The sequence below is a fragment of the Mesorhizobium sp. B2-5-13 genome (assembly GCF_006440535.1).
Lineage (GTDB): Bacteria > Pseudomonadota > Alphaproteobacteria > Rhizobiales > Rhizobiaceae > Mesorhizobium > Mesorhizobium salmacidum.
Genome location: NZ_VFUI01000007.1, coordinates 1 through 14,059, shown reverse-complemented (window position 1 = coordinate 14,059; position 14,059 = coordinate 1). Strand labels below are relative to the sequence as shown.

Here is a 14,059-nt window from a genome sequence, read left to right as displayed (position 1 = left end):
CCGCCCTATAGCTGAAATTGTTGCTGGATGCGACGGGCGCCGTCTTCAGGCCTTTACCGGTTGCGCACCACCACGCAGGCGCCACCGACGCTTTGCAGTTTCTGGCAGATGACATTGGCCGCAGTTCGGTCGTCGATCCCGATCCTGACAGCGTAGATGCCGCGCCGGCCGATCGGCGTGCGCACCCGGCTCACCACCGGATCATGCCCGGCAAGCAGGGCCGGAAAACGGCCCCGCACCCTGAGCCATTGGCTGATCGCGGCGCTGCGGCGGAAATTGCCCGCCACCTGGACGCCCCATGGCTTGATGTTGATCGAGGCCATCGCCACCGTTCTCGACATGATCACCGGCAGCTTGCGGCAGGCGACCGCGAAATCCAGCTTGCCGTCGAGTGGCTCGACTTTTCCGGCATAGGCCCGGTCCGTGAACTTGTCGACCGGCTCGCCCATCACGTCGAAGACATAGCTTTCCGTCTCCATCGGCAGGAAGCCGCCGGAATTCAGCCAGCGCGACACCCGGCTCTCGCCGGCATTGTAGGCAGCGGCGGCCAGACCGAGATTGCCATAGCCGGCCTTCATTTCGGCGAGATATCTAGCCGACGCCGGGATCGCCTGGGTGATGTCGAAGGAATTTTCCAGCCCCCGCATCTTGGCGGTGCCCGGCATGAACTGGGCGATGCCCTCGGCGCCGACAGGGCTCACGGCGTTGGGATCGAACCGGCTTTCCTTCCAGATCAGGCGGGCGAAGAAATCCCGGGGCAGGCCGTTCTGGTCGGCATGCGCCTGGATCAGGTTACAGACCTTGTCGATCAGCCGCTGCTTGGCAGATTGCGGTGGATCCGCCTGGGCAAGCGTCGACCAGGCCATACCACACAGGAATATCAGCGCCGCCCAGAGGAAACGCCGCATCTGGCCTACTCTGCCGCGGCCTTGCCGCCCTGACCGAACCTCTGTTCGATATAGTCGGCGACCATTTTCTCGAAATCCGCCGCGATCGACGGCCCGCGCAGCGTCGCCGCTTTCTTGCCGTCGACGAAGACAGGCGCGGTCGGCGTCTCGCCGGTGCCGGGCAGCGAAATGCCGATATCGGCATGCTTGGACTCACCCGGGCCGTTGACGATGCATCCCATCACGGCGACCTTGAGGTTCTCGACGCCCGGGTATTTCTCACGCCACACCGGCATGTTCTTGCGCAGGTCCGCCTGGATGTTCTGCGCCAGTTCCTGGAACACGGTGGAGGTGGTGCGGCCGCAGCCGGGGCAGGCCGCGACGATCGGCACGAACTGCCGGAAGCCCATGGTCTGCAGCAGTTCCTGCGACACCTGCACCTCGCGGGTGCGGTCGCCATTGGGCTCCGGCGTCAGCGAGATGCGGATGGTGTCGCCGATGCCTTGCTGCAGGAGGATGCCCATCGCGGCGGAAGAAGCGACGATGCCTTTGGAGCCCATGCCGGCTTCGGTGAGGCCGAGATGCAGCGCGTGATTGGAACGGGTGGCGAGTTCGGTGTAGACGGCGATCAGGTCCTGCACGCCACTGACCTTGGCCGACAGGATGATTTTTTCGCGGCTAAGGCCAATCTCTTCGGCCATCTCGGCCGACAGGATCGCCGACTGCACGATCGCTTCTCGCGTGACTTCCTGCGCGGTCAGGGGGAAACCGTTGTCCTGGTTGTCGTCCATCAGCCGGGTCAACAGTTCCTGGTCGAGCGAGCCCCAGTTGACGCCGATGCGTACCGGCTTGTCGTGCTTGATCGCCATTTCGACGATATCGGTGAACTGCCGGTCCTTCTTGTCCTTGAAGCCGACATTGCCGGGATTGATGCGGTACTTGGCCAGCGCCACGGCGCATGCCGGATGGTCGGCCAAAAGCTTGTGGCCGATATAATGGAAGTCGCCGACCAGCGGCACATCGATGCCGAGCCGCAACAGGCGTTCGTGGATACGCGGCACGGCGGCCGCACTCTCGTCGCGGTCGACGGTGATGCGCACGATCTCGGAACCGGCGCGGTGCAGCGCCGCGACTTGCGCGACCGTCTGGTCGATATCGGCCGTGTCGGTATTGGTCATCGACTGTACGACGACGGGCGCGCCGCCGCCGACGACCACACCGCCGACATCGACGCCGACCGAGGTGCGGCGGGGGAAAGGAAAGGAAAAATATCCGGTCATGCCGGCAGCCTTTTGTCTCTGGAGCGCCATGCGTCTCTCTGGAGCGCTATGCGTCTCTCTGAAGCCCGTGCGTCCGCTTGGACGCACAAGCCGGGTCCGATGCGCTGAAGTCCGGGCATGAGGTGGAGGAGCAAAGGTGGCTTGTCAATGGCGACAGGTCGCCACTGGCAGCAATTGATCCCCGCCGGGGACCTGAACAGCACGCCGACCTGACGGCGGCCGGGCACAAATGAGCCTGAAGGATATTAGCTTCGACTTATGGAATCGCTGAAATTAAAACCACTGCACCGGCGGCAGGTGCCGCCGGCAAGGAAGACCGCCAGTGGTGAGCGGCTATGTCAGGTGAGCGTCAATGCGAGGTTGGTTGCGCCCTCAGTTTCTCAATCGCATCCTTGAGTGCCAGCTTGCGTCGCTTGAGATTTACGATGTCGAGATCGTCCACCGACGGGTGGTTCATCGCGTCATCGATTTCGCGTTCGATGTCGCCGTGTTTCCGCTGCAACTCATCAAGATGGGATGCAAGAGACATGATTGGTTCTCCCTTTCATGGTTTCCTCGATTGCAGCCGTCAAAGGCACGTCCACCGCAGGTCGCATCTGTGACGGCACAATGACAGTGTGCCACCATCAGGCAGCGATGTCGAATGCTGCGTGGTAGCATTCCACGACAACGTGAAATGTGATATGGGCTGCGCGCCGGTGGCAGAAATTGCCGCCCCCGCCCAACCAAGCCCAGTTTTGGGCGCCGCAGACGTGCAGACGGTAGAGAATGTCCGATCAGGAACAGGCCGATACTCGCCTCGAATTTTCCCGGCTGAAGCAGGAACACGCCGATTTCGATGCGGCGATCAACGCGATGATCGCCATGAATTGCGACCCGCTGCAGATCCAGCGCATGAAAAAGAAGAAGCTGGCCCTCAAGGACCGGCTGATGAAGCTGGAAGACAAGATCATTCCAGACATCATCGCCTGAGACGGAACCGGCCCGCGCTCGCCGGCACTTTCCGCCTATCCGCCAATCGAAAGCCCGGCGGCGCGGCCGCGCAGCAGGCCGATGAGATCGGCGGTCCGCTCCTCCGACGTGTCGATCGGAACCACCAGGCACATCGTTGCCTCGACCTTGCCTGGCGCTGAAAAGACCGGCACGGCGAGGCATTTCGTATAGGCGTCGACCAGACCCGAGGTGACGCAGTAGCCGGTCACCCCTGCCTTTGCGATGTCGGCGATGAAATCCTCGAGCCGCAGCTTGCGGCCGTCGGGCAGCACGAGATCGTCGTCCGACACCATGGCTTCGATCGCCGCTCTATCCAGCCCCGCAAGCAGCAGCCGGCCCGAGGCGGTCCAGGGCAGCGGTATCTGCAGGCCGGTGGCCGAACTGATGCGGAACGGCCTGGTGCCGGGGCTGGAGTGGACGATCGTGTAACGGCCGCTCTGCAGCATGCACAGTTCCGAGGTCTCGCCGGTCTCGCGCGACAGATGATCGACCTCCTGGCGCCCGCGCCGCAACAGGTCGTTGCCGCGCACGTAGTCCATTCCGTAGAGGTAGAGCTTCTTGCCGAAATAGACGCGGTTGCCATCGCCGGCCATTTCCAGCAGCCCGGCATCGACCAGTGACCGCACCAGCGTGTAGGTCGTCGAACGCGGCGCATTGACCCCCTTGGCGAGATCGCCAATGCCGATCGCACGCTGCGTCGTGTGAAGAAACTCCAGGATCTCCAGGACCCGGTTGAGACCCTTTTCACGGGAGCCCGGCGTCTTCTCGTCGGCTGAAACAGCCAAAACACTACCATCTTGCATTGTCGATTCCCGGTGTTAGTATCTGTCTTGTACAGGATACATGCGTCTCTTGTAAGGGACAATCTTTGATAGTCGCTGTCGCGTGCATGGCCTGTGCATAGGGGAACACAACACGAAAGGAGGTCGCCGTGAACGACACATCCGGAAGACGTGATTTTCTGAAATTGGGAATGGCGGGACTTGCGACGGCAGGCGTTCTGGCAACCGTCGATGCCCAGAAGGCCGCAGCGCAAGCCGCATCCGACAGCCTGCTGCGCACCGTGCTCGACCGCGGCAAGCTGATTGTCGGCACCGGCAGCACCAACGCACCCTGGCATTTCGAGAACGATGCCGGCGAACTGGTCGGCATGGACATCACCATGGGCCGCATCCTCGCCAAGGGCCTTTTCGACGATCCGACCAAGGTCGAGTTCGTCATGCAGGATCCGGCGCAGCGCATTCCCAACGTCACCACCAACAAGGTCGACATCACCATCCAGTTCATGACCATGACAGCCCAGCGCTCGCAGCTGATCAATTTCTCCCGACCCTACTATGTCGAGGGCGTTGCCTTGCTGACGCTGCCGACCGCCGAGAACAAGACCTTCGACAAGCTGCTCGCCGGCGGTTCGGCGACCCGCATTTCCATCCTGCAGAATGTCGACGCCGAAAGCTCGGTCCACTACGCCCTGCCACAGGCGCAGGTGCTGCAGATCGACACTCAGGCCAACGTGCTGCAGGCGCTTGAATCCAAGCGCGCCGACGCTGCCGCTGTCGACCTGTCCACCGTTCGCTGGCTCGCCTCGCGCAATCCCGACAAGTATTTCGATGCCGGCAAGAGCTGGTATTCGATGCTTTACGGCGCAGCACTTCGGCAAGGCGATCTCGACTGGCTGACCTTCGTCAACCAGACCTTCACCATCGCCATGTTCGGCCATGAATCAGCGCTCTACGACGCAGCCTTCAAGGACTATTTCGGCCAGGAACCGCCGGCGCGTCACCCCGGCTTCCCGGTCATCTGATCCCGGATCGCGGAAGGGCGGCATTCCAGCCCTTCCGCAATCGACTCGACGCCCTTCACACCGAGGCGGATGCATGGGCTATGCCCTCAATTTCAACCTGATCTGGCGGCATTTCGACAAGCTCTGGGGCGGCCTGCTGCTCAGCCTCGAACTTGCCGTGATCTCGATCGCCATCGGCGTCGTCATCGGTCTGGTGCTCGCGGTCTGGTATGTCTCGGCCGGGCGCGTCGTGCGGGCGGTGATCGCGGCTTACGTCGAATTCATCCGCAACGTGCCGCTGATCCTGCTGGTCTATCTCGTCTTCTACGGCCTGCCGACCGTGGTCGACCTGGCCTACAGCGCACCAACCTCATTTGTGCTGACCCTGTCGGTCTATAGCGGCGCCTATCTGGTCGAGGTGTTTCGCTCGGGCCTCGAGGCTGTCCCGCGCGGACAGCTCGACGCCGGCAAGGCGATCGGCCTGACGCCTTGGCAAAGGCTGCTTCATGTGCGCCTGCCGACCATGCTGCGCATCACGCTGCCGGCGCTCTCCAACACCTTCATCTCGCTGTTCAAGGACACCTCGATCGCCTCGGTCATCTCGGTGCCGGAACTCACCTTCGGCGCCCAGTGGATCAACTTCAACACCTTCCGCATCGTCGAGGTCTACTTGGTCACCACCGCCATGTATCTGGTGACGGGCTACATCATGCTTTTTGGACTGCGGCTCGTGGAGCGCCGGTTCAGGGCGGCGCGCTGACATGCTGAGCCAGATCCTCTACGCACTGCCCTTCCTTGCCGCAGGCTTCGCCGTGACCTTGTGGGTCTCGCTGCTGGTCGTGGTTCTGTCGCTCATCGCCGGCGTCCTGCTGGGCGTTGGCCTGGTCTACGGGCCAATGCCGCTGCGCTGGGCGGTGCGCATCTTCTCGGACACCATTCGCGGCATTCCGATCCTGGTGCTGATGTTCTTCGTCTATTACGGCCTGCCCGCGATCGGGCTGCATCTGCCGTCGTTCTGGGCCGCGGTTTCCGCGCTCACTCTGTTCAAGACGGCGCAGGTCATCGAGTATCTCAGGGGCGCGGTCGGCTCGATCCCGAAGGGACAGTCCGAGGCCGCGATGGCGGTCGGGCTGACCTTTCGCCAACGGCTCACCTACGTCATCTTTCCGCAGGCCTTCAGGCGCTTCCTGCCGCCCTGGATCAATGGGGTCACCGACGCGGTCAAGGGCAGCGCACTGGTGTCGCTGCTCGGAATCACCGACTTGATGCAGGCCATCAACCAGGTCATCGGCCGTACCTATGAAGCGATGCCGCTCTATATACTGGGCGCGCTCATCTATTTCGCGGTCAACTACGCACTCTCGCTCGCCAGCCGGCGGCTCGAGCGGCGTTTCTCCTTCATCCGGGATTAGCACGATGTCCGAAGCCCAAAACGCCGGTCCGGTACTGCTCGACGTGCGCGACGTCTCAAAAGCCTTCGGCACCGTCGAGGTGTTGCGCTCCGTCAGCCTTCAGGTGAAGCGCGGCGAGGTGGTGACTGTCATCGGCCCTTCCGGCAGCGGCAAGACCACCCTGCTGCGCTGCGTCAACTTCCTCGAAAGCTACGACAGCGGCTCGATCCGCATCGATGGCAACGAGGTCGGCTACCGCGAGGCCGGAACGCGCCAGCGCCGCAGCGAGCGCGATCTTGCCGCCATGCGTGCCGAGACCGGCATGGTGTTCCAGAGCTTCAACCTGTTCCCTCACCTGACGGCGGCCGGCAACATCATGCTGGGCCTGACCAAGGTGCGGGGAAAGAAAGAGGCCGAGGCGCGATCGATCGCAGAACATTGGCTCGGCCGCGTCGGCCTCGCCCACAAGGCCGACAGCCTGCCGGCTGAACTCTCCGGCGGCCAGCAGCAGCGCGTCGGCATCGCCCGCGCCGTGGCCATGGAACCGAAGATCCTGCTGCTCGACGAGATTACCTCCGCCCTCGATCCCGAACTGGTCGGCGAGGTGCTGGCGGTGGTGCGCAGCCTGGCCGAGGACGGCATGACCATGCTGATGGTGACCCACGAAATGGCCTTCGCCCGCGACGCTTCGAGCCGCATCGTCTTCATGGCCGACGGCGGCGTCAGCGCCGTCGGGCCGCCGAGGGAGATCCTCGCGACGGAGACCACCAACGAGCGCCTCCGCACTTTCCTGGCGCGCTTCCGCGCCTCGCACTTCTAAACTCAGGCGGCCAGGCCGCCCAAGGAGCCTTCATCCATGACGCCTTATATCAGGCTCGCCGAACTCGGCCTGACGCTGCCCGAGCCGCCGACGCCGATCGCCAACTTCGTCACCCATGCCGAGAGCGGCCGGTTGATATTCCTCTCCGGCCAGGGGCCGCTGCGCGCCGACGGCACACTTTGCACCGGCAAGGTCGGGGAGGATGTGACGGTCGAGCAGGCCTATCAGCATGCCCGGCTGACCGGGCTCAACCTGCTTGCCGTCATGCATGCCGCCGCCGGCGATCTCGGCCGCATTGTGCGCGTCGTCAAGCTGCTCGGCTTCGTCAATGCGACGCCGACCTTCAGCGACCATCCAAAGGTGGTCAATGGCTGTTCGGACCTGTTCGCTAATGTCTTCGACAAGATCGGCGGCCACGCGCGCTCGGCGATCGGCGTCGGCTCGCTGCCTGGAAACATCACCGTCGAAATCGAAGCGGTCGTCGAGATCGCCGCCTGACCTGCCACCCACGGGATTTGCTCACATGAAAACCTATTCCGACACCGGCTCCAACACCACCATCCGCGAACGGCTGGGCTTGCGGCCGATCATCAACGTCTCCGGCACCATGACCGCGCTCGGCGCCTCGATCATCGTCCCGGAAGCCGTCAACGCCATGGCCGAAATGGCCTCGCAATGGGTGGAGATGGACGATCTGCAGCGCGCCGCGAGCACGGTTGTCGCGCGCCTCACCGGCGGCGAGGCCGGCTTCATCACCGCCTGTTGCGCAAGCGGCATCACCATGGCGATTGCCGGCGCGATGACCGGAACCAACCTGCTCGCCATCGAGCGTCTGCCCGACGACACCGGCGACCTCAAATCGGAGGTCGTCATCCAGCTTGGCCACATCGTCAATTACGGCGCGCCGATCGACCAGTCGGTCCGCGTCGCCGGCGCCAGGGTGGTGCCCGCCGGCACGGTCAGCGTCACCCAGGACTATCATGTGCGCGAAGCGATCAACGAGCGCACGGCGGCGGGCCTCTACGTCGTCGCCCACCACACCGTGCAATACGGCATGTTGTCGCTGGAGGAATTCTGCGAGATCTGCCACGCCAAGGGGGTGCCTGTCATCGTTGACGCCGCGTCCGAATACGATCTGCGCGGTTTCCTCGCGCGCGGCGCCGATGTCGTCGTCTACAGCGGCCACAAATTCCTGAGCGGGCCGACCAGCGGTATCGTCACCGGCCGCAAGGACCTGGTGCGATCAGCCTATCTGCAGAACCGCGGTGTCGCCCGCGCCATGAAGGTCGGCAAGGAAAGCATCGCCGGCACCATGGCGGCGCTCGAAGCCTGGGAGAAGCGCGACCATGCCGGCATCCGCCGGCGTGAGGAGGCGGCACTCAATCTGTGGAAGGACGCTTTGCAGGGACTGCCCGGCATCGCCGCCATCATCATTCCCGACCCCACCGCCAATCCGCTCGACCGGCTGCAGATATTCGTCTCGCCCGAGAGCCGCTTCACCGCCGCCGGTCTTGCCTCGGCGCTTGCCGCCGGCTCGCCGCCGATCATCGTGCGCAACCATGAGGTCGAGCGCGGCCATTTCTTCCTCGACCCCTGTAACCTTCATCCGGGCGAGGCGGACGTCGTCGCTGAGCGCCTGCGCGCCGTGCTGACCGCGAAGGAGCGCCCGGCCGACGCGATGAAAATTGCGCGCAAGGATTCGTCGGGTGTTTTGCGCTGGCCGGATTGATCGCCAACCGACCATGCCGAAAGCACCGGCTGATCACGCGACCGTGAACAGCCGGATATGCCCGCGCGGGAATAAATCGTCTCCTCAACAAGTCTCCTCGACATACGCCACGGCTGGCGTTGAGGAGATCGGCATGCCCATCATCGCGAGCACAGCGAACCTGGCTGCGGCGGCAGCCGCCGTCATCCGCTGGCGAGCATGACCGTCGTCAGTCCCTCCTCCGTGGCGCGCTTTCTTTTCATGGCGCTTGACACTGGTGAGGCAGATGAATTCACTTTCAGCAAGGCAAGCGACTTTGCCCGTTTCCGGGGGCTTTGCCCCTGCAAGCCAGGCAAAATCGCTGTCGCATCTTGAGGCGGCACGGCCTGTCCGCTCCGGAGGGGATCATGGTGCTGCTTTGAGCGAGAGGGCCCTGGCAGAGCGCTTCAACCAGGTGGTGCTGCCGCATCTCGGCGACGCGCTGGCGCTTGCCCGCTGGCTGACCGGCAATGCCGCCGACGCCGAGGATGTCGTGCAGGACGCCTGCATCAAGGCGCATACCGGCATGTCAGGCTATGCCGGCGGCAACGCCCGTGCCTGGCTGCTGACCATCGTGCGCAACACCTCCTACACCTGGATGGCGCGCAATCGGCCGCGCGCCATGATGGCCGTCGGTGATCTCGGCGATCTCGACGACATGGCGGCGGCCCATGGCACCAGCCTGCCCGACGAGGACGGTCCGGAAGCGAGCCTGATCGCCAAGGCCGATACGGCGGCACTCGAGGCGGCAATCGCTGCCCTGCCGCAGCCGTTTCGCGAAACGCTGGTGCTGCGCGACATTAACGGCCTCAGCTATCGCGAGATTGCGGCCATGCTCGACGTGCCGATCGGTACGGTGATGTCCAGGCTTGCCCGGGCCCGTAGCCTGCTGGCATCTGAACTGGGGAGAGCGCCATGACCGGCCATGACGACGGACTGCCCAATGATCCCGAAGGTATCAGACTGATGATCCAGGCCCTTGTCGATGGCGAGCTCGATGCGGCGGCGGCCCTTGCCGTGGAGCGTCGCATCGCCACCGACCCCCGGCTTGCCGCCGAGCATGCCCGCATCCTTGCCTTGCGAGGCGCGGTCAGCCGCTTGCCGCGCCCCGAAGTCAGCGACGCCTTTCGGACCCGCATCGCAGCAATCGGCATGGCGGGCACCGACCAGCAGGACCAAGCCGATGCGGCCCAGCCGCAGCGCGGCACGCCGTCGAAGCTCCCGGGATTGATTGCCAGCGCAGGCCAGCGACCGGAAGCCGGGACGCGTCCTTCGCAGGCGTGGACATCGCCAAGGGCACGCCGCTTCGGCTCGTTCGACTGGCGCGCCATGGCCGCGTCGATCATGATCAGCGCGGTGCTGGCCAGCGGCGCGACGCAATGGGTGATGTTCAACAGCGCGGAAGACGGCTTTGCCGCCGCTGTCGCCAGCGGCCATCGCCGCAGCCTGCTCGCTGCGAGCCCGATCGACATCGTTTCCGCCGACCGCCATACGGTCAAGCCTTGGCTCGACGCCCGGATCGGCGTCTCGCCGCCCGCGCCGGACCTTGCCCAAGACGGTTTCGCCCTCATCGGCGGCCGGGTCGAGGTGATATCAGGCCGGCCGGTGCCGGCACTGGTCTACCGCCACCGTGAGCACCTGATCACGCTCGTCGCCGAACCGCAGCAGGACGGCAAGATTATCCAGCCGGACGATCTTTCCTCCGGCGGCTTCTCGATGGTGCACTGGAGCGACGGCGCCTTCTCCTACTGGGCGATCTCCGACATGGAGCGCCCCGAACTCGACGACTTCGTCGCCCGCTTCCGCAAAGCAGCGGTATGAGCCGGATATGGCCGTTGGCACCTCGCCGATGGCCTGAAATCCTTGCGGCCCCGCGCGAATTCCGCTAAGGCGCGCCTTTGTCGCCGGGAGCAGAAGCTTGAACGATCAACGCGCCGACGTCGCCATCATCATGGGCAGCCAATCCGACTGGGCGACGATGCGCCAGGCAGCGGAGACGCTGGAGGCGCTTGGTGTCCCCCATAAGCGGCTGATCATTTCGGCGCACCGCACGCCCGACCGGCTCTATGAATTCGCCAAGGGCGCCAAGGCGGCCGGCTACAAGGTGATCATCGCAGGCGCCGGGGGTGCGGCGCATCTGCCCGGCATGACGGCGGCGATGACGCCACTGCCGGTGTTTGGCGTGCCGGTGGAATCGAAGGCGCTGTCGGGCCAGGATTCGCTGCTCTCCATAGTCCAGATGCCGGCCGGTATTCCGGTCGGAACGCTGGCAATCGGCAAGGCAGGTGCGGCCAACGCTGCCCTCCTAGCCGCTGCCGTGCTGGCGCTCAATGACGACAAGCTTGCCCAGCGCCTCGACGCGTGGCGCGCCTCGCAGACCGCCAAGGTCGCCGCCGAACCGACGGACACGCCGTGAGCCTGCCCGCCGGATCGACCATCGGCATCATTGGCGGCGGCCAGCTTGGTCGCATGCTGGCAATGGCCGCTGCCCGCCTCGGCTACCGCACCGTCGTGCTGGAGCCACAGCAGGATTGCCCGGCCGCCCAGGTCGCCAACCGGCAGATCACGGCCGCCTATGACGACCCGGCCGCGCTTGCTGAACTGGCCATGGCGAGTGCCGTCGTCACCTATGAATTCGAGAACGTGCCGGTGGCCGCTGCAACCGCGCTTGCCGCCAAGGTGCCGGTCTATCCGCCGCCGCGCGCGCTCGACGTGGCGCAGGACCGGGTGAGTGAAAAGACATTCCTCAACGGCATCGGCATCGCCACTGCCGATTTCCGTCCGGTCGACACCGACGACGGGCTGGCGGCGGCGCTCAAGGCATTCGACGGCAGCGGCATCCTAAAGACGCGGCGCATGGGCTATGACGGCAAGGGCCAGCGCGTCTTCCGCAACATCGAAGCCGGCGGTTTCGCCGGCACCTGCGAGGCGATGGGCAATGTGCCGCTGATCCTGGAAAGTTTCGTGCCGTTCGAGCGCGAGATTTCCGTTATCGCCGCGCGGGGGCTGGACGGCACTCTCGCCGCCTACGATCCGGCCGAGAATGTGCACCATGACGGCATTCTGCACACATCGACCTTGCCGGCCGGCATTGCGCCGGCGACCGCGCGGGCCGCGAAAGACGCGGCGACGAAAATCCTGTCGGCGCTCGACTATGTCGGCGTCATCGGTGTCGAGTTCTTCGTGCTGGCCGACAGTTCGCTGCTGGCCAACGAGATCGCGCCCCGCGTCCACAATTCCGGCCACTGGACCGAAGCCGCCTGCATCGTTTCGCAGTTCGAGCAACATATCCGCGCCATTGCCGGCCTGCCGCTGGGCAGCCCCGACCGCCATTCCGATTGCGTGATGGAGAACCTGATCGGCGACGACGTGCTGCGCGTTCCAACGCTGCTCGCCGAGCCCGACCTGATGCTGCACCTCTACGGCAAGGCGGAAGCCCGGGCCGGCCGCAAGATGGGCCACTTCACCCGCATCAGCCGCCGCGGTTAGAGCAATTCCAGAAAAAGTGTCTAAAGATTTTCCGTCCGGAATTGCGTAGCAACCGCTCTGATACCAACACGCCTATTGCACCTCGTCGCTCTCGTCCTCGCCGGGACTGGCGCAAGTCGCATCGCCTTCCTCGCAATTGGCCGAGGCGGCGAGCTGCTTGATGCGGTCATTGGTTAGCCCGGTCAGGCATTGCGAGACCTCCATCGCATGGATGGACCCGCCTTGGCTGGCGGCTGTGGAATGCGTGCACTCGGCGTCGCGGAACGCGATCCAGGCCCGTTGCGCGGCCTGCAGCGATCTCTTTCCATCGGCATCATCGGAGCTGATCAGGTCCTGATAGGCCTTGTTGAGCCTGGCGTCGGCGGCCTGATAGTCCTCGCCGGCACAGATGTTCATCATTTGCTGGCTGTCGTCGGAACGGTCGCATTCCTGCGCTCGGGCAGCCGCGCTCGCCGCCAGGACGACGAGGCAGGCGGACAGGAATATTCGGCGCATGGTCGTCCCCAAATCACTTGAAGTAAACGGCATCATCCCAGCCGGCTCATGGCCGCGCAATGCCACGGGGCCGACATGGCGGATATTTGATGATATCAGGACGCGGAGCGCGCTTGCGATCGACTTACGGTTGACATGGGCAAGGCTCCTCGTTTATGAGCCACCCACCGTTCAAAAGGCGCGTCTTCTGGCGCGCCTTAAAATTTCGACCCGGAACCGGGTCCACACCGACAGGCAAGACCATGAAGATCAAGAATTCGCTCAAGGCGCTGAAGGCGCGTCACCGCGACAACCAGCTGGTTCGCCGCAAGGGCCGCGTCTACATCATCAACAAAACCGCCCCCCGCTACAAGGCGCGCCAGGGTTGAGTTTTCGGCCGGAGGCTTTTTGCCTCCGCCCATTGATGTTTGTCGGCCTGCCGATCTTCTCACGCTAAAATCACTTTGCGGTTCCGCCGCCCGGGACTAGAGTCGGGCGATGCGGATCCTTTTTGCATTCTTGACGACTTTCCTGGTTTCCGGCGTCATCTCCCTGCCGACGCAGGCCGGTGATCGGCCGATCGCGGTCGCAGCCACGGATGGTCAGTCGGCGCCCTCCGATGCCCAGCCTGCGGCCCCGGACACTCCGGCCCCGCCAATAACGAAGCAGGCGCGGATCGACAAGCTGTTCTCCGACCTGAAACGCGAGCGCAACGAAAAGGCCGCCGAGCGCATTGCCGGCAACATCTGGAACGAATGGTTCCAGTCAGGCAGCGCCTCGATCGACCTGATGATGCAGTGGTCGCAAAAAGCGATGAACGATCGGAAGTTCGACGTTGCGCTCGATTTCCTGGACCAGGTGGTGACCTTGCAGCCAAACTACGCCGAAGGCTGGAACCGCCGCGCCACCGTGCATTTCATGATGAAGAACTACGGCAAGTCGATGGCCGACATCGACCGCGCGCTGCAGCTCGAGCCACGCCATTTCGGCGCGCTGTCGGGCCTGGCCCAGATCATGGCGGAAACAGGCCACAAGCAATCGGCGCTCGAGGCCTGGCAAAAGGTGCTGGCCATCTACCCGATGATGCGCAGCGCCCAGAACCAGGTCGCCACCCTGTCGGAAGAGCTTGCCGGCGAAGGCATTTGATAGACTAGGCGGTAGGGGAAGAGGCCCCTACTCCCCTACTCCCCTACTC

18 protein-coding genes are annotated in these 14,059 nt (G+C 64.2%); 13 read left to right on the top strand and 5 right to left on the bottom strand.

Going from position 1 to position 14,059, the window contains the following annotated elements; translation table 11 throughout:
• Nucleotides 1–53: 53 nt before the first annotated feature.
• The 3 genes from FJ434_RS13775 to FJ434_RS13765 form a co-directional block, all read right to left on the bottom strand.
• A complete protein-coding gene (locus FJ434_RS13775; protein WP_140712985.1) occupies nucleotides 54–908 on the bottom strand; it encodes a lytic transglycosylase domain-containing protein in 855 nt (284 codons plus the stop codon).
• Nucleotides 909–913: 5 nt separating this feature from the next.
• On the bottom strand, nucleotides 914–2,167 hold the full coding sequence (gene ispG / locus FJ434_RS13770; RefSeq protein ID WP_140509088.1) for a flavodoxin-dependent (E)-4-hydroxy-3-methylbut-2-enyl-diphosphate synthase: 1,254 nt from the start codon (nucleotides 2,165–2,167) through the stop codon (nucleotides 914–916).
• Nucleotides 2,168–2,516: 349 nt separating this feature from the next.
• Nucleotides 2,517–2,696 carry a YdcH family protein gene (locus FJ434_RS13765; RefSeq protein ID WP_027141862.1) on the bottom strand — a complete coding sequence of 60 codons (180 nt, stop codon included), beginning with the start codon at nucleotides 2,694–2,696 and terminating at the stop codon, nucleotides 2,517–2,519.
• A 239-nt stretch (nucleotides 2,697–2,935) separates the two neighbouring features.
• Between FJ434_RS13765 and FJ434_RS13760 the strand changes: the two genes are divergently transcribed.
• Nucleotides 2,936–3,139: a YdcH family protein gene (locus tag FJ434_RS13760; protein ID WP_027141861.1), complete on the top strand. Its 204-nt coding sequence runs from the start codon at nucleotides 2,936–2,938 to the stop codon at nucleotides 3,137–3,139.
• 35 nt (nucleotides 3,140–3,174) lie between these two features.
• Here the strand turns inward: FJ434_RS13760 and FJ434_RS13755 are convergent, their stop codons facing one another.
• Nucleotides 3,175–3,963 (bottom strand): IclR family transcriptional regulator, encoded by a 789-nt coding sequence (locus FJ434_RS13755; RefSeq protein WP_027141860.1) that lies wholly within the window; start codon nucleotides 3,961–3,963, stop codon nucleotides 3,175–3,177.
• A gap of 170 nt (nucleotides 3,964–4,133) precedes the next feature.
• Here FJ434_RS13755 and FJ434_RS13750 point away from each other — a divergent pair, with 170 nt between their 5' ends.
• The 10 genes from FJ434_RS13750 (at nucleotide 4,134) to FJ434_RS13705 (ending at nucleotide 12,390) form a co-directional block, all read left to right on the top strand.
• A complete protein-coding gene (locus FJ434_RS13750) occupies nucleotides 4,134–4,964 on the top strand; it encodes a transporter substrate-binding domain-containing protein (RefSeq protein ID WP_010911956.1) in 831 nt (276 codons plus the stop codon).
• Between the two features lie 73 nt (nucleotides 4,965–5,037).
• A complete protein-coding gene (locus FJ434_RS13745; RefSeq protein ID WP_027141859.1) occupies nucleotides 5,038–5,703 on the top strand; it encodes an amino acid ABC transporter permease in 666 nt (221 codons plus the stop codon).
• A gap of 1 nt (nucleotide 5,704) precedes the next feature.
• Nucleotides 5,705–6,355 (top strand): amino acid ABC transporter permease, encoded by a 651-nt coding sequence (locus tag FJ434_RS13740; protein ID WP_140748117.1) that lies wholly within the window; start codon nucleotides 5,705–5,707, stop codon nucleotides 6,353–6,355.
• 4 nt (nucleotides 6,356–6,359) lie between these two features.
• Nucleotides 6,360–7,154, top strand: a complete 795-nt coding sequence (locus FJ434_RS13735; protein ID WP_140748120.1) for an amino acid ABC transporter ATP-binding protein — start codon at nucleotides 6,360–6,362, stop codon at nucleotides 7,152–7,154.
• A 36-nt stretch (nucleotides 7,155–7,190) separates the two neighbouring features.
• Nucleotides 7,191–7,652, top strand: a complete 462-nt coding sequence (locus FJ434_RS13730) for a RidA family protein (RefSeq protein WP_027141856.1) — start codon at nucleotides 7,191–7,193, stop codon at nucleotides 7,650–7,652.
• 25 nt (nucleotides 7,653–7,677) lie between these two features.
• A complete protein-coding gene (locus FJ434_RS13725; protein ID WP_140748123.1) occupies nucleotides 7,678–8,883 on the top strand; it encodes an aminotransferase class V-fold PLP-dependent enzyme in 1,206 nt (401 codons plus the stop codon).
• A gap of 397 nt (nucleotides 8,884–9,280) precedes the next feature.
• A complete protein-coding gene (locus FJ434_RS13720) occupies nucleotides 9,281–9,820 on the top strand; it encodes a sigma-70 family RNA polymerase sigma factor (RefSeq protein ID WP_140509047.1) in 540 nt (179 codons plus the stop codon).
• Nucleotides 9,817–10,722: an anti-sigma factor gene (locus tag FJ434_RS13715; protein ID WP_140509045.1), complete on the top strand. Its 906-nt coding sequence runs from the start codon at nucleotides 9,817–9,819 to the stop codon at nucleotides 10,720–10,722. Before FJ434_RS13720 ends, FJ434_RS13715 begins: the two co-directional genes overlap by 4 nt.
• Before the next feature lie 97 nt (nucleotides 10,723–10,819).
• Nucleotides 10,820–11,317: a 5-(carboxyamino)imidazole ribonucleotide mutase gene (gene purE, locus FJ434_RS13710; protein WP_027141852.1), complete on the top strand. Its 498-nt coding sequence runs from the start codon at nucleotides 10,820–10,822 to the stop codon at nucleotides 11,315–11,317.
• Complete coding sequence (locus FJ434_RS13705; protein WP_140748126.1) at nucleotides 11,314–12,390, top strand: 5-(carboxyamino)imidazole ribonucleotide synthase; 1,077 nt, start codon at nucleotides 11,314–11,316, stop codon at nucleotides 12,388–12,390. Before purE ends, FJ434_RS13705 begins: the two co-directional genes overlap by 4 nt.
• Nucleotides 12,391–12,462: 72 nt before the next feature.
• Here FJ434_RS13705 and FJ434_RS13700 read toward each other — a convergent pair whose 3' ends face one another.
• Complete coding sequence (locus FJ434_RS13700) at nucleotides 12,463–12,885, bottom strand: lysozyme inhibitor LprI family protein (protein WP_140712995.1); 423 nt, start codon at nucleotides 12,883–12,885, stop codon at nucleotides 12,463–12,465.
• Between the two features lie 242 nt (nucleotides 12,886–13,127).
• Here FJ434_RS13700 and ykgO point away from each other — a divergent pair, with 242 nt between their 5' ends.
• On the top strand, nucleotides 13,128–13,253 hold the full coding sequence (ykgO, locus tag FJ434_RS13695) for a type B 50S ribosomal protein L36 (RefSeq protein WP_006327841.1): 126 nt from the start codon (nucleotides 13,128–13,130) through the stop codon (nucleotides 13,251–13,253).
• Nucleotides 13,254–13,362: 109 nt separating this feature from the next.
• On the top strand, nucleotides 13,363–14,010 hold the full coding sequence (locus FJ434_RS13690; RefSeq protein ID WP_140509039.1) for a tetratricopeptide repeat protein: 648 nt from the start codon (nucleotides 13,363–13,365) through the stop codon (nucleotides 14,008–14,010).
• Nucleotides 14,011–14,059 lie beyond the last annotated feature (49 nt).